Below are 22,843 nucleotides of genomic sequence, written 5' to 3' on the forward strand. Positions count from 1 at the left end.
GGGGGGGCGGTCCCGGATGGGTCCGGACGGAACGGAAAGATTTGGAGATGAGCCATGGAGGATGAACCCTTGAATTCACAGGTGGAATCCGGTGGGTCCTCCCGTCGGGGAGGGCGCCGCAGGCTGCGTTCGGCCCTCCCCTCTGACATCCGCCGCAGGAACCGACAGACCGTGCTCCGGGCCCTCTATCCCGACAAATGGCACTCCAGGGCGGATCTGGCTAAGATAACCGGGTTATCTAAAGTCTCGGTCTCCGACGTGGTGGCCGGACTTATCCAGGACGGTCTGGTGGTCGAGGGGGGCTACAAAAGTTCTTCAAGGCCCGGCAAGCCCGCTGTCCTGGTCGGCATCAAGGCTGACGGTACCAACGTCATGGCCGTGGACCTTTCCGAGGCCGGAGTCATCCGTGGCATCCTGACCGACCTGACCGGGAAGGTCCTGGTGAGGCAGGACATGGAGATACCCAGAGCAGGGTATCTTGACCCCCAGGCCGTGGTCACACTCTGCAAGAGACTGTCCGGGCAGACCCGGGTGCCGATTCTCGGACTTGGGGTGGCGACACCGGGAACCGTGGACCGGTACGGGCGGGTCATTGCGGCCCCCAACTTGGGCTGGACCGATCTGGACCTGGCCGAACAACTCCACCGTGCCCTGCGGATGGTGGTCCGGGTGAGCAACGATGCCGACAGTGCGGTCTTCGGTGAACGTTGCTTCGCCACCGGGCCTGACAACATGATCCTGGTGGCCATTGCCAAGGGTGTGGGCGCCGGTGTGCTGATCGATGACCACGTGGTGCAGGGAAGTGCCTATGTGGCCGGTGAGATAGGGCATGTGGTCGTTGACGAGAACGGCCCGGACTGCGTCTGCGGGAAGCGGGGTTGCCTGGAGACCCTGATTGCGGCCCCGGTGCTGGAAGCGAGGATCGCCGACGATCCCAACCGCCGCGACGACCTGCTGACCCAGGCGGGGGAGGTTCTGGGAACGGCCCTGTCCCTGCCTGTGGCTCTGACCAACATCACCGATGTGACCATATCCGGTCCCGAGCGAATAGTGGGCAGGGTCTTCCTGAACGCTGTCGAGAACACCATCAACGACCGGGTCCACTCACGTTTCATCGAGCGGGTGGACGTCCATACGACCCGCCTGGGCGGGGATGCCGCCGCCCTTGGTGGGGTGGCCAACGTGTTGCGCCATGAGCTGGGCGTCCTCTGAACCGGGAGGCGGTCAGGGGGACATGTCCCATGCCGCCCGCCCCGCCCTCTTCGTCCGCTCTGCCGTAACCGCCCATCGTGGCCGCCCCCTCCCGGTCGGTCTGGTCTCATCGGTCATCGCCCACCCGTCCATGTCGTTTCATTCGGTTCCGGTTCAATCCGTCCGTTTCAGGGCATGTGATCAGTCCTTACGCGGATTCGCTGCCGTGCATAAGCTCCGTACCATGCCTCATTCCAACACCGGGCATGATTTCGGTACCAGGCATGAACCACCTATTCAGAAAGGTCCACTCATGATGTCATCGAGCGAACGTCCGATTGGTCAATCCCCTTCCGAGGGAAGGGCCTTGGAGCTGATACCCAGCCCGGTGTCCTTGGCCTATGGCAGTGGTGAGATCCTCCTGCCCTTTCACGGGAGGATCGCCTATGCGCGGGGGGTGGATCAGAGCCTGGGCGACACGCTCGCCCGGACCCTCTCCGAGGAGATCGAGGCGGCAATCGGTCTGACCTGGGACAGGGCGCGGGGGGACCGGTGGCCCTCCTGCATCGAACTGGGTCTGGACCATGACCTTGGGAATCAGGAATACCGGTTGACCATCGGGGACCCTGCCGCCATTCGCATCATCGGTGGCGACGGTCAGGGTCTGAGGTACGGGGTCCAGACCCTGCGGCAGATCATCCGCCAGTGTGGTCAGGTCCTGCCTGTCCTGACCATCGAAGACAGGCCGGCCTACCCGTTGCGCTCCTACAGCCTGGATGTAACCAGGGGACGCGTACCGACCATGGACTGGCTCAGGCACTGGGCGGATATCCTTGCCTTCTATAAGTTCAACCAGCTCCAGCTCTACATTGAGCACTCCTTCGCCTTTGACGGGATGAGTGAATCCTGGCGCGGAAAGAGTCCATTGCGTCCCCAGGACATCATGGACTTTGACGCCTACTGTGCCGGGCTGGGCATTGAGCTGGTCCCCTCCATATCGACCTTCGGCCACCACTACACCAATCTGAGAACCAGGGGCCTGCGTGACCTGGGCGAGTTCCCCGAGAATGCGGACAGGCCCTACTCCTTCATCGAGCGTCAGGAGCATCACACCCTGAACGTGACCCACCCCGAGGCCTTCGAGTTCTCGACCCGGCAGATCGATTCCTACTCCGAGCTGTTCAGGAGCGACAAGTTCAATATCGGGGCGGACGAGACCTTCGATCTGGGCAAGGGCCGGTCGGGGGAACAGGCCGAGCGCAGGGGAGTGGCCGATATGTACGCGGATTATGTGATTCGCCTGTGCGACCATGTCCGCCATGAAGGTGGACTCCCCATGTACTGGGGTGACATCGCCGTTTCCATGCCCGCTGTTCTGGACCGCCTGCCCAAGGACTGCCTACTGCTGAACTGGCTGTATGACCCGAAGGTGGGGGAGGGGAAGGTACGTCTGGTAGCCGAGACCGGAGCCCGGCAAGTGGTCTGTGCGGCCGTGCATGCCTGGAACACCCTGCTTCCGGACATCGACGGGGCCTGGCAGAACATCTCCCGCCTGAGTGCCTATGGGCTCAAGTATGGTGCCGTGGGCGCCATGGTGACCGACTGGGGGGACTACGGGCATATCAACGATCCGAGGATGAGCATGCCCGGTCTTGCCTACGCCTCCCAGTGTTTCTGGAAGATGGAGGGGGCCGAGAAGAGCCGGGTGGACCGTGCCCTCTCCCTCCTGGCCTATGGCAATGCCGACGGGTCCTATATGGAGGGATTCACCAGGGCCTCCCATTGCGTCTCCTTCGGGTGGGATGACATGGTCCGGTACATGGAGCTGGATGATGGTCAGGGTGGTGTCAACCAGGATGTTGCCGAATTCCTGACCCAGGTCGATCCTCATGTCTGGGACGAGGGCTTTCCCGACAACCTGGAAGGGGCCCGAAGGGGGTTCATGGCGACCATGGCAGGACGCCTCGGGGATGTATCCGCGCATGAAAAAGGCCTGATCGAGGCTGAGAAGACCATGGGCCGTGCGGCGGCAGGAGGCAGAGGTCTAGGCGTGCAGACCATGCAGGCCCAGTTGGTGGCCTTGGAGGGACAGCGAATCTTTAACCGGATCGGCTGGATTCTGGCCGGACGGACGGGGATCGTCTCGCACAAGGCCACCCATCAGGAGTCCTGGGCCACGGCCGACGACCTGGAGACCTGGTTCGAGACCTACCGCAGCGTCTGGCGGCATGTTAGTCGGGAGTCGGAGCTGCGCTGCGTATCCTCCCTGATCTGGAGGTATGCCGATATGCTCAGGCAGGATGATCGCGAGTAATACCAGACCGGTGAATACCCGGCCCCGTCTGCTCCGAGACGGGGTCTTTCCGTCTCCGTCCTCTTCAGGTGGCGGGCTCTCTGTGCCCTCTCTCCTTTGAAGAGGTGTTTTCCTGCATTTCATTTGCCGGAAAATCGGTGGTATGTGACCGGATGGCACAATCGACATATAGTTAATTCAACGGATTGACAAATCATGTCAGTTACTCTACCGTAGACCCTGAGAGGGAGTTCGGACTCCCGCTGTATATAGCTGCATAGGCAAAGGAGCAATTCTGATGGGTCTTTGGGATGTCGACAAGATCGAATATGTCGGGCGGAAGGGCGAGAAGGAAGGCCTGGGATTCCGCTATTACGACAAGGACAAGGTGGTGGCCGGCAAGAAGATGAAGGACTGGTTGCGTTTCGCCGTGGCCTGGTGGCACACCTTCAACCAGGGTCTGGTGGATCCCTTCGGTGATCCGACCGCTCAGCGTCCTTACTACAAGTACAAGGATCCCATGGATCAGGCCCTGGCCAAGGTGGATTACGCATTCGAGCTCTTCACCAAACTCGGCGTCGAATTCTTCTGCTTCCATGACCGCGATCTGGCCCCCGAGGGTGACACCCTGCGTGAGTCCGATGCCAACCTGGACAAGGTGGTCGATCGGATCGAACGGAACATGAAGGATACCGGGGTCAAGCTGCTCTGGAACACCTCCTCCCTCTTCACCAACCCCCGCTTCGAGGCGGGCGCAGGTACCTCGCCCTTCGCCGATATCTACGCCTATTCCGCGGGTCAGCTCAAGCACAGCCTTGAGGTCGGCAAGCGCCTGGGTGCCGAGAACTACGTCTTCTGGGGTGGCCGTGAGGGGTATGAATCCCTGTGGAACACAGAAATGAAGCGTGAGCAGGACCACATGGCCAAGCTCTTCCACATGTGCGTGGACTATGCCAAGGAGATCGGCTTCGATGCACAGTTCCTGATTGAGCCCAAGCCCAAGGAGCCGACCCTGCATCAGTACGACTATGATGCCGCCACAACCATCAATTTCCTGCGCACTTACGGCCTGGCCGATAACTTCAAGCTCAACATCGAGGGCAACCATGCCAACCTGGCCATGCATACATATCAGCATGAGGTCAGGGTGGCCCGCGAGGCCGGTTTCCTGGGATCCCTGGATGCCAACCAGGGCGACAAGCTGATCGGCTGGGACATGGACGAGTTCCCCTCGGACCTCTATGATGCCACGGCCGTCATGTGGGAGGTCATGGCCAACGGCAGCATCGGTCCGCACGGTGGTCTCAACTTCGATGCCAAGCCCCGCCGGTCCTCCTTCCTCCCCGAGGACCTCTTCCGGGCCCACATCGTGGGTATGGACACCTATGCGGCCGGTCTGCTCGTGGCGGCCAAGATGCATGAGGACGGGTACATCGAGGATCTGCAGAAGGCCCGTTACTCCTCCTTCGACTCCGGCATCGGGACCAGTGTGGAGAACGGTTCGGCCACCCTGGCCTCCCTGGAGGAGTACAGCCTGGACAAGCCGCAGTCCGAGCTGATCGCAGCCGACAAGTCGGACCACCTTGAGGTGGTAAAGGCCACGATCAACAACTACATCGTCGACGCCCTGGCCGAGGCCTGAGCGGATTCCTTCCGCCTTCTGCATTGCAGAACCCTGCACGACAGGAACGACTGTCGTGCAGGGTTTGCTTGTGCCCGCTCATTCTGTATTGCCCAGGTGATCTTCAATCCATGACCAGTCGTATTCACGGTCATGGATATGGGTGAATTCCAGTATTTCGGTGGCATTGGGAGCGCTTACTGCTCCGCCGGGGGTTTGCACCGAGCAGGATGAGGCCACGGTCGCCAGTTCCAGGCAGTGTTTCAAGGGCCATGACCAGGTGGCGGCGGTCATCAGGCCGGATGCAAAAATGTCACCTGCTCCAGTTGGATCCACACTGGTGACGGATGGGGCTGGAATTTCAATAGATTCATTCGAATTCGATGCCATGGATCCCTTGCTGCCGAGGGTTATGACTGCTGTCTCGACATTATCCAGGAGAATCTTCATGGCGTCCTGGATCGACTCCTGCCCTGTGTATCGCCTTGCCTCGGTTTCATTCATTATCAGAACGTCAACGTGTTTGGCATCCTCGAGAACCTGTTTGGACCACCTGCCCGAAGCATCCCAACCAACCCCGCCGAAAATCGTTGTACCTTGTTCATGAAGTGGGTCCGTCCATTCGGGAAGACCGTCGGAAAGGCTGATGAAGAGGGTCCTTGTCCGTGCATTTGAGGGCCAGGCCAGGTTGGGACCGGGCCTGTCATAGGTGATGAACGATCTATCGTCTTGCGAACTGATGGCTGCGGATACGGGGTTGTGATATCCGCCGCAGGTCTGGCAGAGTGTCAGATCAAGATGCTCCACATCATGAAGTGAGTCAAAAAGCGAGGCAGATATCCGGTCGATTCCTCGATTCGTCAGCAGGGCGGACCTTGCTCCGAGTCTGGCGGCTCCGACCGCCCTATTGGCTGCTCCTCCTGGCGATATGGTCATATTCCCTGCCAGTACTTCTGTTCCGGGTTCGGGGAATGGAAGGTCGGAAAAAATCAGATCCAGATAGGTTTTGCCGGCAACGACCACGTCAAAGCAGGCGGAATCATTGGGCTTGCCGGTTTCTTCGCCAAGAGTTTTGCTCATACTTGCTCATTTTAACGGCAATCAAGCAAAATGAGCAAACTTTGTCAAAATGTGTCATTTGATGTATGGTGAAACCATGCTTCTGGATGAAAGGCGTCAGCAGATTCTCGATCGATTGGCTGAACACGGCCAATCCGTCAAGGATCTTTCAAACGGTCTTGGTGTCAGCGAATCGACAATCAGGCGTGATCTCACATATCTGGAACAGGACGGTCGCCTGCAACGCAAGTATGGCGGGGCAATGCTGACCCAAGGCAACAGGTCGGAGATCACTGATACGGGACAACCCGACAAAACCGAGAAGTCTTCTGATGCCGAAGTAGATGCGAAGAAGCGTCTTGCGCATGCGGCTGCTGACATGGTCCAGGATGGGTCGGTCGTCGTGCTGGACATAGGCCCGATCGCTCCTCTGATAGCCAGGAATCTTCGTGGGCGTCAGGTTACCATCATTACTTCGAATCTGGCGGTCATGGATCAGGTTCGTCATGATGATGCAGTTGATCTGGTGCTTGTCGGCGGAGCTTTACGTCATCACCATGACAGCCTGGTCGGGCCGCTGACCCAGCATATGATTGATGAAATCACAGCCGACATCATGTTCTTGTGCTGTACCGGGGTTCGTGGTGATGCCGTCGTTGACAACATGGCTGTTGAAGCACCCATAAGGCAGGGATTCATCGGAGCATCGCAGCAGGTCGTTCTTCTTGCTGACGATACCAAGTATCCCGGTACCGGCAGTTTCAAACTCTGTTCACTGACCGATCTCGATGTACTGATTACGACGGATCAGGTACCTGATTCCGTTGTTGACTTGCTCAATGAGGATGGAAAGAAAGTGGTTCAGGTATGAAGTTGACAATTCTTGGCGGCGGCGGTTTTCGAACGCCTTTCATTTGGCAGGCCCTGTTGAGGGACCAGGGCCAGCCAAGACTCGATGAACTGGCTCTTTATGACATCGACCAGTCGCGCATGGATACGATGTTGAACATCATGCGTGTCGAAGCCGAGGGATTCGACGATGCTCCTCGCGTGCAGACCTATACGGAACTGGAACCGGCGCTGGAGGGGGCTGATTTCATCTTCGCGGCTATACGCGAGGCCGGTCTCCAAGCCCGGTGTTGCGACGAGCATGTGGCCTTGAATCTGGGGGTCTTAGGCCAGGAAACAACAGGTCCTGGTGGCTTGGCCTATGCGATTCGTACGGTTCCGGTCATGCTCCATATGGCTCGCATCACCAAGAGGATCTGTCCGCAAGCGTACTTCCTGAACTTCACCAATCCTGCTGGAATCATTACCGAGATCCTGCAGGGTGTACTCGGGGACCGGGTGCTTGGTATCTGTGACACCCCTTCGGGATTGGGCAGAAGGATCGCTGAGCTCCTGGGCCAAGAAAACCAAGATATCCAGATGGACTATGTAGGGCTGAATCATCTCGGTTGGATGAGGCGGGTGTTGGTGGATGGGCATGACCTTTTGCCGGATCTTTTGTCTGACGAAAGAAAGCTGTCCAAACTGGAGGAGGCGAAGGTTTTCGATCCGGATTGGCTCCGAAGCATGGGGATGGTCCCAAATGAATACCTCTTCTATTACTACTTCAACAGGGATGCCGTCAGTAGGATTCTGGAATCCGGAATGACGCGGGGGGACTTCCTGCTCAAGACCCAGACCCGTTTCTATGAGCAGGCAGCCCAGGCTGGTGAGGACGCCGATCGAATCTGGAGGAATGCTCTTCAGGAACGTGGCGCCAGTTATATGGCGGAGGCTTTGGGTGGTGTCCAAGGTGCTCCCACCAGTAACCGCAAGGAGGAATTCGACCCGGCCCATCTGGGGTATGCGGGTGTTGCTTTGGGTGTTATGAACGCCATCAGCCGCCGCGAAAACCGGATCATGATTCTGAATGTGCGTAATAGGGGAACCATCGCTGGTCTTCCTGATGACGTTGTTGTCGAGGTCCCCACTCTGGTGGATGGCAATGGGGTACATCCCTTGAATGTGGGAGAGCAGCCAACCATGGATCAGATAGGACTGATGCAACAGGTGCGCCAGGCCGAACGTCATGCTGCCAAGGCGGGAATCGAAGGATCCGAAAATGAGGCCCTGCTGGCCTTTGCCCTGCATCCTCTTGTCCAATCGGTCCCGATTGCAAGGAAGCTTCTGTCCGGATACAGAAAAGCCATTCCGGAGATGGATGCCGTGCTGACAAGGGGAGCTGACGTGATCTAGACGAGTGATTGGCACCTGCGGCATGAGGAAGCCATGTCCCGGTTTTCCTCTTGGGAGATGATGCTGGGAAAAGGCATCCGGTGAGGTCCGGACTGGAACCATATCTGGGCGGGGTAGATTACATCAATAGGTGAAAGGTACTGTGGAACATGCAGATCAAGGTCGATCGGGAAATGAGCAAGTATAGGCGTTTTCTGCGAGATCGCATACGTCCGTATGTTGAGGAAAAAGTGGAATCGTGCTCCGTCGGCGTCTATGTCAATCCCGGAGAGCCCCAACCTTGCCGTGAATTCATCAATCGAGCCGAATCCGGACATATTCGCTTCCGCCCCATAGAAAAAGGGGAGAGCTGGGGGACAACATGGGGAACAACCTGGTTCCGTGTCGAAGGGGTTCTGCCCCCGGAGGAGTTGGGCACTGGAACCGATTTCGATTTGGTCACCGATCTGGGATGGAGCAAGAACACCTCAGGTGGTCAGTGCGAAGGTCTGGTCTACGACAGTGATGGACGAGCCGTCAAGGGTGTGCAACCATTCAATTCCTGGGTCCGTCTGCATGGTAAAGGAGCCTTGGAGGGGCTGACTGATAAGGACGGGCGTTTTCGTCTGTATCTGGAGGCTGGGTGCAACCCGATGCTCTTGAATATTCCTCAGCGGTCAACGGACTTGGGAGAAGAGGCAGATGGCCGTTTGTACTCAGGTTATGCCTATGGAGGCATCAATCTGTGCCGATTCAACCAGGAGTTGTGGGAATATGTCAGGGATCTTGAGGTAGTAACGGGACTGATCGAGGTTCTGGATAAGGACACGGTTCGGTATTGGCGCGTGGTCAAAGCCCTTCAGCGCTCGCTGAATGCCTATGATGACGATGATCGGGATGGCACTCTGGCCTCGGCGCGAGCAGAGCTTGCCGAGGTGCTTGACCAGACGGCCGGAGCTACGACTTTTCATGAGAACGCAATCGGACACGCACACATCGATGCCGCTTACTTGTGGCCGAAGCGGGAGACAAGAAGGAAAATCGGCAGAACGGTCTCCAATGTCCTGGCTCTGATGGACCAGGATGATGATTTCCTCTTCGCCATGAGTTCAGCTCAGCAGTATGCCTGGTTGGAAAAGGACTACCCCGATCTCTTCAAACGTATGAAAAAGAGGATTGATCAGGGGCGTTTCATCCCCGTCGGAGGTATGTGGGTTGAAGCCGATGCAATGATGCCCTCGGGGGAATCCCTGGTGCGACAGATTACGACCGGCATGAAGTACTTCAAGGAGCATCTTGGGGTAACCCCCAATGGAGTATGGCTTCCCGACAGTTTCGGATATTCCGGGGCCTTGCCTCAGATTGCAAGGAGAGCCGGTTACAGCTGGTTCCTTTCACAAAAGATCTCTTGGAATGACACAACCAAGTTTCCTCATCACTCGTTCATCTGGGAGGGTATTGACGGCAGCGATATCTTGACCCACTTCCCGCCCACCGACACCTATGCTGCGGAAGTCACCCCCAATGAGCTCAGGTATTCGGAGGTTAATGCTTGCGATAAGGAGAGCATTGACCAGGGTCTTCTTCTGTTTGGTTATGGAGACGGTGGCGGTGGTCCCACCCGTGAAATGCTGGGGCGCCTTTCGAGGATGAACGATCTTGAGGGAATCCCCACATGCAGGCTTTCGACGCCTGATGCCTTCTTCCATGAACTTTCCAAGGAGATGGATCAGTGTGAAGCCCGCGAACGTCCGCGTTGGCATGGCGAATTGTATCTTCAGCTCCACCGGGCAACCCTGACCTCCCAGCAGGATATGAAGGCAGGGTGTCGACATGAGGAGGGTCTGCTCAGAGTCATGGAATATATGGGTTGCAGGGCCCGTCTTTCCAATCCCGACTACCGGTATCCTTCAGATGAGATCGATGCCATATGGCGAAGGCTTCTGCTCAATCAGTTCCACGACATCCTTCCGGGATCCTCCATTGCCTGGGTACATCGAGAAGCCCGAGAGGACTTCGACAAGGATATACGGGCGTTGGAGCGCATGATTCAAGACGCCACCGAAGCCATTGCCGACGGTGTGCCTGAGTCCCCGTTGCTGGAGAACGGGCGTGTCTCCCAGGCGAATTGGCGTCCTCATTCCGTACCTTCCGACCAGGTCAAGGCGTTGGATGAAAGCGGCAATACCAATGTCGGAGCCCCGACTGTTCGTATGAAGGATGACACCTACATCCTGGCGAATGATATTGTCCAGGCAACCGTCGGAAAGGACGGGCGTGTTCTGTCCTGCCGCGATTCGAAGACCGGACGTGAGCTGGTCGTCGCCGGGATCGGTTTGGGGGGATATCGTCTCCTGATCGACAAGCCCTGCGAACGCGATGCCTGGGAGATCGATCGCGATGCCTTCCTGGGGCCGTGCGAATACGGAAAGACCACAAAGGTGGTCCCTATTGGTTCAGCCACATCCTCCGGGGTGGAGGTCACTACGAGAATTGGTTCCGAGACCACTATCGTGACTCGGATTGTGCTGGACCGTGGGGGGCATGGGTTGAGATTCCATGCCAAGGTTGACTGGAGAGAGCGAGACAGATTCCTGAAGGTTTCATTCCCTCTGGCCCTGAGAACCTCCACAGCAACCTATGAGTGCCAGTACGGTACCATTGATAGGCCTGTCTACAGGGACACCAAGGATACCGAGGCGATATTTGAGAGTTGTACCCACCGTTTCGTATATCTGCATGAGGGGGGTTACGGTCTCGGCCTGGTCAATGCCTCCACCTACGGATCCAGCATCTTCCCTCTGGAACAAGGTGGGATATCGGGAAATCAGCCGGGAACGCTTTTGGAACTCTCCCTGCTTTCCTCACCAAGTTTCCCTGATCCCAATACCGATACCGGTCGGATCCATGAATTTACCTGGGAACTTCTTCCCGGTGCAAATCTGGATGAGGTTGTTCAGGAGGCCAGTGAAATCAATGCACCGGTACTTGCTCATGTGCCGGACATCCAACCTCTGATCGAACTTTGCAGGCATCAGGGCGACGTGGTCCTGGATTGGGTCAAACCTGCGGATGATGGGTCCTCGGATATTATCGTTCGCCTCTATGAACCTATCGGTGAACGTGCAGATGCGGTAATTCATGCCTCAGCGCTCCTGTCCAAGGCAACGGTTTGTGAAACCGACCTATTGGAAGAAGACGGTGAAACCCATGGAATGCCGAAGGCGCTTACTGGTCCTGATTCGGAACCGACCGTTCACCAAGGCAGGGAAACACGGATTCCTCTGGAGGGCGCCCGGCTCTCCCTCGCTCCTTACCAACTGACGACACTAAGGATACGACCATGACTGAATTGTAAGAACAGCGGAACCTAGTGGGTGACCACACCAGCGGGCGCAGCATATATGAATCAGGCCTATGTCAGGCGAGTTGAAAATCGGCTGAGAACATGTAGGTTGACGGCCCCAAGGATGGGTTCAAAGCCGTTCGGCGACCGCTCCCAAAGAAGTGAGATCATTATTCCAAGAAAGCAGGGTGATTTGACTATGACGTCAGGTTCTCCTTCATCCCGGGTACAGAAGGTGCATCGGGATGCATATACAAGAAAGCACCATCGAGCGGTGAGTGCACATGCGAAAACCAGATGGGTCGGTCTGGGGTTTGTCGCCCCCTTCCTGGTGGTCTTCTTTATTGCGACCATTCTTCCCATCCTGTATGCTCTCTATCTGAGCGTTTTCCGTGACCAGCTCATAGGCGGCAGCCACTTCGTTGGTTTGGCAAATTACGTTGCCCTATTGAAGAACGGAACCTTCTGGGATGGTGTTTGGAGAGTCGTCCGTGTTTTCCTCATCCAGGTTCCAATCATGCTTGGTTTGGCCCTGGTTGCGGCGCTGTGTATAGATTCGGGCCGTTTAAGGGGACATGGTTTCTTCCGCATTATCCTGTTCCTGCCCTACGCCGTTCCAGGTGTCGTGGCGGTGCTGATCTGGGAGTTCCTCTATGGGGATCAGTTCGGTCTGACGGCCAGCATCAACGCTTGGCTCAATACGAGTATCCAGCCGCTTGCAAAAAACGTGATTCTGTGGTCCATCGGTAATATTATGACCTGGTCCTTCCTGGGCTATAACATGCTGATCCTCTATTCGGGTCTGAAGACCATACCGACGGAACTCTATGAGGCGGCCCGACTTGACGGTGCGAGTGAATGGAAAATAGCCCGGTACATTAAGATTCCGGCCATCAGGGGGCAGTTGCTTATTACCTGGATGTTCTCCATTATCGGGACCTTCCAGCTCTTCAGTGAGCCTCAACTGCTGAAAACCCCGGCTCCAAACGCGATTTCCAGCAACTACACGCCCAACCTTTGGGCATACAACCTTTCCTTGAATGGGAGTCAGTACAACAACGCAGCGGCTTTGGCCATCCTGATGGGTGTGATTACCGGTGTGGTCACCTACATCACACAAGAACGCGGTTCGCGGGTTGATGAAACCGATAGTCCCAAGAGCCGTCGAAAGGCTTCGAGAAAGGTCGCAAAATGAGTAAGGCAAGCCGGCAAGGCATCGTGAAGGCGGGAAGCAGGAATAGCCTGGTCCGCCATTCGCCAGCAATGTTCATATTCATGCTCCTGTTGGCCTTGTACTCTCTTGTTCCCCTCTTGTGGCTCGTGATCAATGCCACCAAGAACCAATCTGATGTCATGTCGACCTTCGGTCTGTGGTTCGGGCACGATTTCAATCTGGTGGAGAACATCAAGGAGACTTTCACCTATAAGGGTGGGATGTTTGCAAAATGGCTTCTGAACACCTTTGTCTATGTGCTGATCGGTGCAGGTGGTGCCACTTTCCTGGCCACTCTGGCCGGGTATGCCTTGGCCATCTTCGATTTCCCTGGAAAGAAAGGGATTCTGGCAACGGTCATTGGTGGTATCGCTATTCCTAGTACTGCCTTGGTTGTGCCGACATTCCTGCTCTTTGCAAAACTGGGACTCACCAATACGCCCTGGTCAGTGATCATCCCCTCCCTGGTCAGCCCGTTCGGTTTGTACCTGGTCATGAGCTATTCACTGACCGGTGTGCCGAAGAGCATCATCGAGTCGGCACGGATGGATGGTGCAGGAGAATTTAGGATCTTCGCCCAAATCGTCGTGCCTCTCCTATCGCCCAGCATCATTACGGTCCTGCTGTTTGCAATCGTGCAGACCTGGAACAATTACTTCCTTCCCCTGATCATGCTGAACGATCCCAAGTGGTATCCGCTTACGGTGGGCTTGAATGAATGGAACGATCAGGCTACAGGCTCTTCGACTCCAGAGCCCATCTACAACCTGGTCATCACGGGTTCGCTTCTTACCGTCATTCCAATCATCATCATTTTCCTTATGCTTCAGCGGTATTGGGAGTCTGGACTGACCGCAGGAAGCGTCAAGCAGTGAATCGTCGAGTTGGCAAGGAGGTCATCCGCGAACCGGAAACCCCGTCCGCCATCAGGCGGGACGGAGAGATTCGTTGCGCATCGATGCGCAACAAACACTAAGGAAAGGAAATACTCATGAAGTACGAATCATTGAAAAGGATGGCGGTGGCCGGCGTTACAGTCGCCATGACGGCCACGCTCCTTGGCGGCTGCGGAGGCAGCGCCCAGAGTTCAGGCGGTGGCAAGGAAAAGGATGTTGAATCCGCCCTGCAGGAAGGTGGGAACCTGGTCTACTGGACCTGGACAGCATCGGCTGATACCCAGGTCAAAGCCTTCGAGAAGAAGTATCCCAAGGTTCATGTCAAAGTCGTGAATCCGGGCAGCGGAGCTGCTGCATATACCAAGATGATGAACGCCATCAAGTCGGGTTCCAATGTGCCCGACATCATGCAGATCGAGTATCAGGCCCTGCCCCAGTTCTATACGCCCGGCAATCTGCTTGACCTTTCTGCATATGGTTTCGCCGATCTGAAGAGTCAGTATGCGGCTTCGGCTTGGGGTTCGGTGAGTGCTGACGGCAAGATCTATGCCCTCCCGCAGGACACTGGTCCCATGGTCCTCTTCTACAATAAGAAGGTTTATGATTCCTTTGGTATCAATGAACCTCCAAAGACCTGGGATGAGTTCGTCAAGGATGGCGAGATCATGCAGCAGAAGGATCCCAGTGTCCATATCACCAGCGACTCGGGCCAGGGCAACCTGGTTGCCTCGATGCTTTGGCAGGCCGGGAGCCATGCTTTCAAGGTGGATGGTACGAATGTGACCATTAACCTGAGTGATCCGGGTGCCAAGCGTTGGGCCAGCACTTGGGACAAACTGATCAGCGAACATCTGATCACCACTTTTGCCAATCAGGGTACCGAGTGGTACCAGGCCGCCAACAAGGGGAAGATGGCTTCAATCATCTCCGCTTCCTGGCTTCGTAATTCGTTGCAGACCTCAGTCACGGAAAGTGCCGGGGATTGGCGTGTCGCTCCTTTGCCTACCTACGATGGCAAGCCTGCCTCCGCAAACTACGGTGGTTCGTCCCAGGCTGTTTATGCCAAGACCAAGAACCCCGCTCTGGCTGCCGGCTTCGTCAAGTGGCTCAACAACTCAAGGGAGTCCATCGAACTCGCCAAGGCCTCGGGTGGTTTCCCCAGCACGGTCAAGGACCTGAATGCGAAGGAGTTCCTTGAAGAGAAGGCCGACTACTTCGGCGGCCAGCAGATCAACAAGGTCTTCAACCAGAGCTCGAAGGACATCCACAAGGATTGGCAGTTCCTCCCGTATCAGGTCTATGCCAATTCGATCGTGAACGACTCGATCGGCAAGGCCTATGAAGGATCCATTTCCTTCGAGGAAGGTTTGAAGAACTTTCAGAAAGACCTGATCAAGTACGGCAATGAACAGGGGTACACTGTTAAGGGTGTCTGATTCTGGTCCAGACGGGTGGGATGATTTTTCTCATCCGCTTCCATTCAATTTAATGTAACAACCGAAATGAATGCCACAGTATCTGCTGGAATGATGCTGTGGCATTCCTGTTTGTGGGAGCGTCCTCTTTCTGAGGTCCCATGCATTCCACCGAATTCGACACGCGGATGGTGAGCAGGAGCTTTGCGGGTAGGTTAGGAGTGCTCAACAGTACTGGAACGAACGACCAGCCGGGTGGGGAAAACGACCTCATGACTGACCTTTTTCCCTGCATGCATCATGAAGAGCATGGAAGCCGCTTGAGAGGCCATTTCAGCCATCGGTTGTCTGATCGTGGTCAGTGCAGGACCAAGGAAGGCCGATGCCTGGATGTCGTCGAATCCGATCACCGATATGTCATCCGGGATGCGTAGGTGGAGTCGGCGAGCTGTTTCGTACAGACCCATGGCTTGGAGATCGCTCCCCGCGAAGACGGCTGAAGGCCGGGAGCCATTTGATAAGAGAGAGAGGGCTTTGCAGCGTCCGCTGTCAACGGTAAAGTCACCGTACCGGACAAGGCTCGAATCGACCGTGATTCCCGATTCTTCAAGGGCTGCACAGTATCCGTCGTAGCGTGCCTTGGAACACATCATCTCCCTGGGACCGTTGATGATGCCGATTCTTCTATGGCCCTGCTTGATAAGGAAGCGGGTAGCGGTCAGACCGCCTGTCCAATTATCAGCTCGAACAGAGGCCGTAGAAATCGAAGGATTGCCATACGGGTCCAGGGTTACGTACGGTATCTGGCGGGATGAAAGAAGTTTGCGCTCCTTCGAGGAGAGATCCGAGAAGACAAGAATGACGCCCAGGGGCCTGCGTTCTAGCACTCCGTTGACCCAGGCGGTCGAGGGGGAACGCCTATTGCCACTCTCTGCGATGGTGACGCTGCAGTTGTGTTCCCTGGCGGCTCCACAGGCGCCCTGAAGGAGTTCCATTCCCCAGATGCTGTCAAATTTCTGGAACACGATTTCAATATTGTTGTTGGTCTTTTGTGCCTTGAGCGGTTTGGAGTAACCGACTGTCTCCAAAAGGGATTCCACGTGTTCTCTCGTGCTGTCCGATACGTCCGGCCGGCCGTTGATGACTTTCGAAACCGTGGCTATGGATACGCCCGCCTGTTTGGCAATGTCCGTCAAGCGTGGTTTGTCTCGGGAAGAGCTAGTGGACTTACGCCCAGTGTTCATATTCATGGTCATTATTGTATATCGAAACTTTCGCGTTTTAGAATCCAGTAATAGGGATTACCATACTTTAGCTTGACTTACCTGGGACACAATGGACCATTTCGTAACTTTCGGTACAATGAACGAAATATGATATACTGTGGTGCGATAATGATGAGAGCTGATCCGGATGCGCATCCACAGTGAGCAAATCGTCGGTATCTCTCTTTTCAATGCCACATCCTCGTCGTGCTGAAGCGACAGGGTTCTTAGGGGATTGGCTGAATCGATCAAATCACAGCGAAAGGCAATGATGGCTGGAATGAAGAGGATGCCGCTTGAAGAAGCAGCCTTCCAAGCGAAGGCCCTGGTTGCGGGGATGTCGGTCCAAGAGTGCGTGGAACAGCTAAATTTTGATGCGCCGGGTATAGAACGACTGGGCATCGAACCCTACAACTACTGGAATGAGGGTCTGCATGGAGTCGCCCGGGCCGGTACGGCGACGGTCTTTCCCCAGGCCATAGGGATGGCAGCAAGCTTTGACCCGGAACTTCTCCATTCAATCGCAGAGGTGATCGCCACCGAAGGAAGGGCCAAATACAACAGCTCCAGGCAGTTCGGCGACAGGGATATCTATAAGGGCTTGACCTACTGGTCACCGAATCTGAATATCTATCGTGACCCGAGGTGGGGGAGGGGGCAGGAAACCTACGGTGAGGACCCCTATCTTACTTCTCGTATGGGTGTGGCGTTCATACGTGGTCTTCAGGGGGAGGGCAAGTATCTCAAATTGGCCGCGACCGCCAAACATTTTGCCGTCCATTCAGGGCCGGAAGCCATGCGACATGGTTTCAATGCCCGTGTGGGTCTGCAGGAATTGTACCGAACATATCTTCCGGCCTTCAAGGCGGCTGTCCAAGAGGCAGGTGTCGAGTCGGTCATGACTGCCTACAACTCGCTCAATAATGTCCCCTGCAGTGTTGATGGCGGGCTGATTGATCATATCCTTCGTCAGCAATGGGGATTTCAAGGTCATGTTGTCTCCGATTTCATGGCTTTGGAAGACGTGTACGGTGACCACAGCTATGCTTCGGATGCTCAGGAGACGATGGTTTTGGCCATCAAGGCAGGTCTGAATCTATGTGCCGGAAGGTGTTCCGGTGCCGCGGCGGATGCGTTGGCAGCAGGCCAGTTGGACCAGGAAGAGGTGCGGGAGGCCCTGGAACCGGTTATTCGGACTCGGGTCCGTCTGGGGATGTTCGCGGACGACTGTTCGTATGATTCAATCGGAGTGGACCAGTGTGACACCGAGGACCATCGGAATCTCAGCAAACAGATGGCTCAAGAGACCTTTGTGCTCCTGCGCAACTCCGGCATTCTGCCCCTGGACGCGAGCGCATATGGTTCGGTCTGCCTGGTGGGCCCCTTGGCTGATTCCAGAAGTGCACTTCTTGGTAACTACTTCGGCACCCCCAGCCACTCCTCGACGGTTCTGCAGGGCGTGGAATCCGCTTTGCAGGGTCTTTTACCTGTTCGATATGTCCAGGGTTGTTCCCTAAGTGGCAACCATGCCCGATCGGGATTGGCCCATGAGGATGAAGGGGAATCTGAGGCTCTGGCCCTGGCCGCCGTCTCCGACCTGGTAATCGCTGTGATGGGGATGGACTCCAGCATAGAAGGTGAACAGGGCGATGTCGGCAACTCCATGGGTGCAGGCGATCGAAGAAGCCTCGGCCTGCCCGGTCATCAGGAACATCTGCTCCGCGGCCTGTTGGAGGTGGGCAAACCCATCATCCTTCTTCTTGTGGGCGGCGGCGGCTTCGCCCTGGGCGGGTTGGAAGATCACGAGAACATGGCGGCCATCATGCAGATCTGGTACCCGGGTGGGCAGGGTGGTAGGGCTGTGGCAGATGTGCTTCTGGGGGAAACATCACCGTCTGGTAAGCTGCCGATTACTGTGTACAGGACCCATGCCGGTCTACCGTCCTTCCAGGAATACGAGCTGGGGAATCGGACCTATCGTTTCCTGGACAGGCCACCTCTGTACCCGTTCGGCTACGGGTTGACATATTCACGGATCCGGGTGGACAGACCCTCGGTTGTCCTTCCCGATGGTTCCAGGCGTGTTTCGATCGGAGTCCCGGTCAGGAATGAGGGCGATAACCGGGTGAGTGAGGTGGTCCAGATCTACCTGGCTCATCACGAATCCGGACTGGCGGTGCCGAATTGGAATCTTGTGGCTTTTTCCAGAGTTGCTCTTTCACCGGGTGAGCAAACAGTAGTTGATCTGGAGGTCGGGCAAGAGGCGTTTATGGAGTTCGACCGCGATGGAAGAATGATCGTCGACGGGGACTCCTTCACTCTCTATGCGGGTATCAGCCAACCGGATACAAGATCGGTCGAATTGCTTGGGCAATCTCCCTGGCCGGTTGAAGTCAACTTCGCTACGGGCAGGGTGCGGATTCTGAACCCGGGACCGGCGGTTATGCCTTGGAGTGAGAATTGATATGGCAGAGCGTTTATCAATATCGTCGCTCTTTGCCGACAGGGCCATACTTCAGCGTGACCACACCCTGAGGGTCTGCGGGAATTCCTCCGCTCAGGCGCGGATCCGAATTGCGCTCGACGGAGTGTCCGAAACTGTGGAGAGCGACCCATCCGGACGTTGGGAGGCTTGTCTGCCGCCGCATGAAGCAGGTGGACCCTTGAGGATGACCGTGGCGAGTCAGGGGGAATCGCTGACCATTGAGGATTTATACTATGGCGATGTCTGGCTTCTCGGGGGGCAGTCAAACATGGAGCTACCGGTCAGGAGAATTCTGACAGGGTTCCCTGATCTGTCAACACATGGAGATCCCCTGATCAGATATATCAAGTCGGATGCCGGAGTCGACTTTCTGAAACGGCATCGTGATTTTGTCGGTGGTCCCTGGCGGGCGGCCATGGAAGAAGACCTATACGATGTCTCGGCCGTCGGTTTTTTCTTTGCTGAGGAGGTGAGGCGCGAAGAGGGTGTTCCCGTGGGTCTGGTCATGACGGCCTTGGGGGGATCATGCATCGGCTCCTGGCTGAGTGAGCAGACCTTGGCGCGTGTATCAACACTGCCGTCCCATTTGCATGATTTGGGCCAGGAACATGTGCATCGGGAGGAAGAACGATTCGCTGCCGATGAGCGGAGGTACTTTTCGGAATTGGACAGCCGAGATACGGGTCTGGCCGAAGGCTGGGAAGAGCCTGGCCTGGATGACACGTCCTGGGAGCGAATCAGACCTGCTGATTTCAACAGGTCCTGCTTTTCAGGTTCGGGATCCGTCTGGCTGCGGCGAACCGTGCACCTGCCGAAACAATACCGGGGCCAGAGCGCCCAGTTGCGATTGGGCACCATGGTGGATGCGGATCAGACCTACCTCAATGGCCGCCAGGTCGGTGCGGTCGGGTATCAGTATCCTCCCCGGAACTATGATCTGGGAAGGCTGGACGATGATTTCCAGTTGTCCATAAGGCTGAAGATGCTTCACGGGCAGGGCGGATTGACCGAGGGCAAGTCTCATCTGCTGGTTCTGAGCGGTGGCCATGTGATCGATCTGGACGATCAGGGGCCCTGGGCGGTCAGAAGAGGGGCTGAAATGCCGGCCCTGCGGGGTCAGACCTTTTTCACGCACCTGCCCGTGGGGGATTTCAATACGGCTATCAGCCCCTTGTCTCGATACCAGGTTCGCGGTGTGCTTTTTTACCAGGGCGAAGGTGATACGGGTAGTCCGGAGGGCTATGCCCGAAAAATGATCGCTCTGATTGATGAATGGCGTCGGATACTGGACGATCCGTATCTTCCCTTTATCTTTGCCCAGTTACCGAATTACGGATTGGAGCGTCAACGCTACTGGCCCAGGCTGAGGGATGAACAGAGGAAGGCGGCCGCAGTCCTTCCGAGCACCATGATGATTGTGACCTTGGGCATGGGGGAGGACAATGACCTGCACCCCTTGGATAAGAGGTCTGTGGGCCTTTCCTTCGCCAAGGCTGCGGGCGTCATGTCGTACGGGAAGCAAGGCGAACCGTGTGGTCCCATGCCGATTCTTGCCAGCTGGGATGGGGGGGATCATCTGGTCCGTGTCTCATTCGCCCATGTCGGTGATGGTCTGGTGCAGACCGACCAGCTCCTTATGGACATCTCCGGTATCGGGCCGGTCAAAGCCTTCATCCGTGGTGAGAACGAAGTGGAGTCTCTTCTGCAAGAGGGCTGTGATCCCCGAGGGGAAACGATACGGTATGCCTGGGTCGACACGGCCAAGCCGGTGCTTTTCAATTCGGAGAACCTTCCCGCCAGTCCTTTCGAGCTTGAGATCCACTGACCGGTCGGTTGCCGGATTTCGAATCTTCCCGTTGGGTCAGTTTCGGGGAGCGGGGCTCTACATCAGTAGAGACGACGGTTGATCCGCTTGCCGGCTGGGACCGTAATATGGCCTTGGATGTGTGCCGGAACGAAAGTTTCGCTTATTCGAAGCTTGGAATCATTGGAGTTTCTTGGTTTCGGTTGGTGAGATAGTAATACGATTTGACTTTTTTCGGAAAACCAATCAAAATTAAATCAGTTCCTGAAAGACATCTTTCGGGAATTGCCGAGATGTCTACATGGCAAATCTGGGTTCGAAGATGAACGGAGTTTGTAATGGAAAAAGGTTCAATTGTTAAGGTCGTTACGGCAGGTTTAGTTGCCGTTGCGACTCTCCTGCCAGTATCGGCTTGCGGTTCGACGCAGAAGAGCGCTGAGAAGAAAGATGTCATCATCAGCGCACCCACCAATGCGACTACGGCTCTCACGGTCAATTACAATCCCTTCTCCTCCCTAGCTCTGACGGGGACAAACGGAGGCTTGTATGAGGGGCTGTTCTTCTGCAACAGTTATGGAACCAAGGGGCTGGAACCCCTGTTGGGTACCTCTTATAAGATGAGTCAGGATGCCAAGTCCATCGAAGTCAATTTGCGCAAGAACGTGGTCTGGTCGGACGGTAAGCCCTTCACTGCGGACGATGTGGTCTATACCTTTGATTTGTTGAGCAAGAACAGCGCCCTGAATACGGTTGGTTTCCACGGGAAGGCATCCAAAATCAACGAGAACGAGGTCAGGCTGGACTTTGACCAACCTCAATCCGCCAACGGGTTCACCTTCCTGACAACGGTGTATATAGTCCCCAAGCATGATTGGGAGAAGAAGCAGGATCCGGTCGGTGACACCAATGAGAAGGCCGTCGGCAGTGGTCCTCTGACCGTAGAAGGTGGCAACTTCTCGTCCATGTCATACACGCTCAAGAAGAACAAGCACTACTGGGATAAAGGAAAGCCGAAGGTTGCCGGCATCAGGTACATTGTCTACTCCAATACCCAGTCGCAGCAGGATGCACTTCTGGCCGGTCAGTTGGATTGGGCGAATCTGAATATAGTCAATGCGGATCAGGTGCTCTCCGGCAAGCCCGCCATCAAACAGGTGAATCTACCCTCCAGCCAGGTCTCACTGATCACCTGCTCCAATGCAGAGCTGGGATGCAAGGGCCCGATAACCGACCCTGCGGTTCGTAAGGCGATCTACTACGGCATCGACCGCGGACAGCTGAACAAGCTCTCGTTCAACAATTCATATCTGAAGATCAACGGTTCACTTTACCCGACCGAGCAGTATGAGAAGTACTTCGATAAGTCGGTCGATGATTCCCCTGTACCCATGAAGGGCAGGGCTGATAAGGCCGAGCAAATCCTCAAGGATGCAGGCTACACCAAGGGGGCCGATGGACTCTATCAGAAGGACGGACAATCCCTGAGTTTCGAGGTTGCGGTCACCAACGGTACCTCTGACTGGATTAGCGCAGTTGATGTGGCAAATCAGCAGCTCAAGAAGATCGGCATTGAGCTGAAGACCAAGCAGGTCTCCTCCAACGAGTGGGGTCAGGGACTGCGCAAGGGAGATTATGATCTGACCATCTACGGTCTGTGGCTTCCCAATGCGACCGAGGCTTGGAACTTCTACAATCAGTGGTTCAATGGGGCGAAGACCGCGCCAAAGGGCCAAACCGCTTATCCGGGTTATGCCAGGTACAACAACGAAACCGTCAACAAGGCCTTGGAGACCATCAACAGTACAACCGATTCGGCGGTCAAGAAGAAGGCATACTTGCAGATTCAAAAGCAGGTGTTTGAGGACATGCCCTACATTCCGCTGCTGAGGCAGGGTGGTCAGGTACAGACTTGGAACGACAGGGTCACCGGTTTCCCGACCAAGGACAATCTCTACGCGAATCCTCAGACCTGGGCTAATCCGGATCTGGGAATCGTCATCAAGAATCTCGATCTGAAGTAACATCGCTTTCT

The 22,843-nt window shown here is 56.0% G+C and carries 14 protein-coding genes; 12 read left to right on the top strand and 2 right to left on the bottom strand.

From position 1 onward, the window contains the following. The first annotated feature begins 54 nt into the window (after positions 1-54). From AACP59_RS00490 to xylA, 3 genes are all read left to right on the top strand, one after another. On the top strand, positions 55-1,212 hold the full coding sequence (locus AACP59_RS00490) for an ROK family transcriptional regulator (protein WP_297317134.1): 1,158 nt from the start codon (positions 55-57) through the stop codon (positions 1,210-1,212). A gap of 292 nt (positions 1,213-1,504) precedes the next feature. Beyond that, on the top strand, positions 1,505-3,505 hold the full coding sequence (locus AACP59_RS00495; protein ID WP_339349322.1) for a beta-N-acetylhexosaminidase: 2,001 nt from the start codon (positions 1,505-1,507) through the stop codon (positions 3,503-3,505). Positions 3,506-3,782: 277 nt separating this feature from the next. Then, positions 3,783-5,126 (top strand): xylose isomerase, encoded by a 1,344-nt coding sequence (xylA, locus tag AACP59_RS00500; RefSeq protein WP_339349324.1) that lies wholly within the window; start codon positions 3,783-3,785, stop codon positions 5,124-5,126. 78 nt (positions 5,127-5,204) lie between these two features. Here the strand turns inward: xylA and AACP59_RS00505 are convergent, their stop codons facing one another. Next, positions 5,205-6,185 (bottom strand): carbohydrate kinase family protein, encoded by a 981-nt coding sequence (locus tag AACP59_RS00505; protein WP_339349325.1) that lies wholly within the window; start codon positions 6,183-6,185, stop codon positions 5,205-5,207. Positions 6,186-6,261: 76 nt separating this feature from the next. Between AACP59_RS00505 and AACP59_RS00510 the strand changes: the two genes are divergently transcribed. From AACP59_RS00510 to AACP59_RS00535, 6 genes are all read left to right on the top strand, one after another. Continuing rightward, positions 6,262-7,035, top strand: coding sequence for a DeoR/GlpR family DNA-binding transcription regulator (locus AACP59_RS00510; RefSeq protein WP_339349327.1), 774 nt, complete (start codon positions 6,262-6,264; stop codon positions 7,033-7,035). Further along, positions 7,032-8,408, top strand: coding sequence for a 6-phospho-beta-glucosidase (locus tag AACP59_RS00515; RefSeq protein ID WP_339349329.1), 1,377 nt, complete (start codon positions 7,032-7,034; stop codon positions 8,406-8,408). The genes AACP59_RS00510 and AACP59_RS00515 overlap by 4 nt, the downstream gene beginning before the upstream one ends. A gap of 173 nt (positions 8,409-8,581) precedes the next feature. Further along, on the top strand, positions 8,582-11,734 hold the full coding sequence (locus AACP59_RS00520) for an alpha-mannosidase (RefSeq protein ID WP_479686260.1): 3,153 nt from the start codon (positions 8,582-8,584) through the stop codon (positions 11,732-11,734). Between the two features lie 198 nt (positions 11,735-11,932). Then, positions 11,933-12,928 carry a carbohydrate ABC transporter permease gene (locus AACP59_RS00525; RefSeq protein ID WP_370465976.1) on the top strand — a complete coding sequence of 332 codons (996 nt, stop codon included), beginning with the start codon at positions 11,933-11,935 and terminating at the stop codon, positions 12,926-12,928. Then, entirely contained in the window at positions 12,925-13,821 is an 897-nt protein-coding gene (locus tag AACP59_RS00530) for a carbohydrate ABC transporter permease (protein ID WP_339349334.1), read from the top strand. Before AACP59_RS00525 ends, AACP59_RS00530 begins: the two co-directional genes overlap by 4 nt. A 116-nt stretch (positions 13,822-13,937) precedes the next feature. After that, positions 13,938-15,278, top strand: coding sequence for an ABC transporter substrate-binding protein (locus AACP59_RS00535; RefSeq protein ID WP_339349335.1), 1,341 nt, complete (start codon positions 13,938-13,940; stop codon positions 15,276-15,278). 194 nt (positions 15,279-15,472) lie between these two features. Here AACP59_RS00535 and AACP59_RS00540 read toward each other — a convergent pair whose 3' ends face one another. Beyond that, positions 15,473-16,453 (bottom strand): LacI family DNA-binding transcriptional regulator, encoded by a 981-nt coding sequence (locus AACP59_RS00540; protein ID WP_339349336.1) that lies wholly within the window; start codon positions 16,451-16,453, stop codon positions 15,473-15,475. A gap of 340 nt (positions 16,454-16,793) precedes the next feature. Here AACP59_RS00540 and AACP59_RS00545 point away from each other — a divergent pair, with 340 nt between their 5' ends. The 3 genes from AACP59_RS00545 to AACP59_RS00555 all read left to right on the top strand — a co-directional run bounded on the left by AACP59_RS00545 (position 16,794) and on the right by AACP59_RS00555 (position 22,832). Further along, a complete protein-coding gene (locus AACP59_RS00545; protein ID WP_339349338.1) occupies positions 16,794-18,986 on the top strand; it encodes a glycoside hydrolase family 3 N-terminal domain-containing protein in 2,193 nt (730 codons plus the stop codon). Between the two features lie 205 nt (positions 18,987-19,191). After that, positions 19,192-20,832 carry a sialate O-acetylesterase gene (locus tag AACP59_RS00550; RefSeq protein ID WP_339349340.1) on the top strand — a complete coding sequence of 547 codons (1,641 nt, stop codon included), beginning with the start codon at positions 19,192-19,194 and terminating at the stop codon, positions 20,830-20,832. Positions 20,833-21,149: 317 nt separating this feature from the next. Beyond that, positions 21,150-22,832 carry an ABC transporter substrate-binding protein gene (locus AACP59_RS00555; protein WP_339349342.1) on the top strand — a complete coding sequence of 561 codons (1,683 nt, stop codon included), beginning with the start codon at positions 21,150-21,152 and terminating at the stop codon, positions 22,830-22,832. The last annotated feature ends 11 nt before the right edge of the window (positions 22,833-22,843 follow it).

This window comes from Bifidobacterium indicum, assembly GCF_036987015.1.
Classification (GTDB): Bacteria; Actinomycetota; Actinomycetes; order Actinomycetales; family Bifidobacteriaceae; genus Bombiscardovia; species Bombiscardovia indica.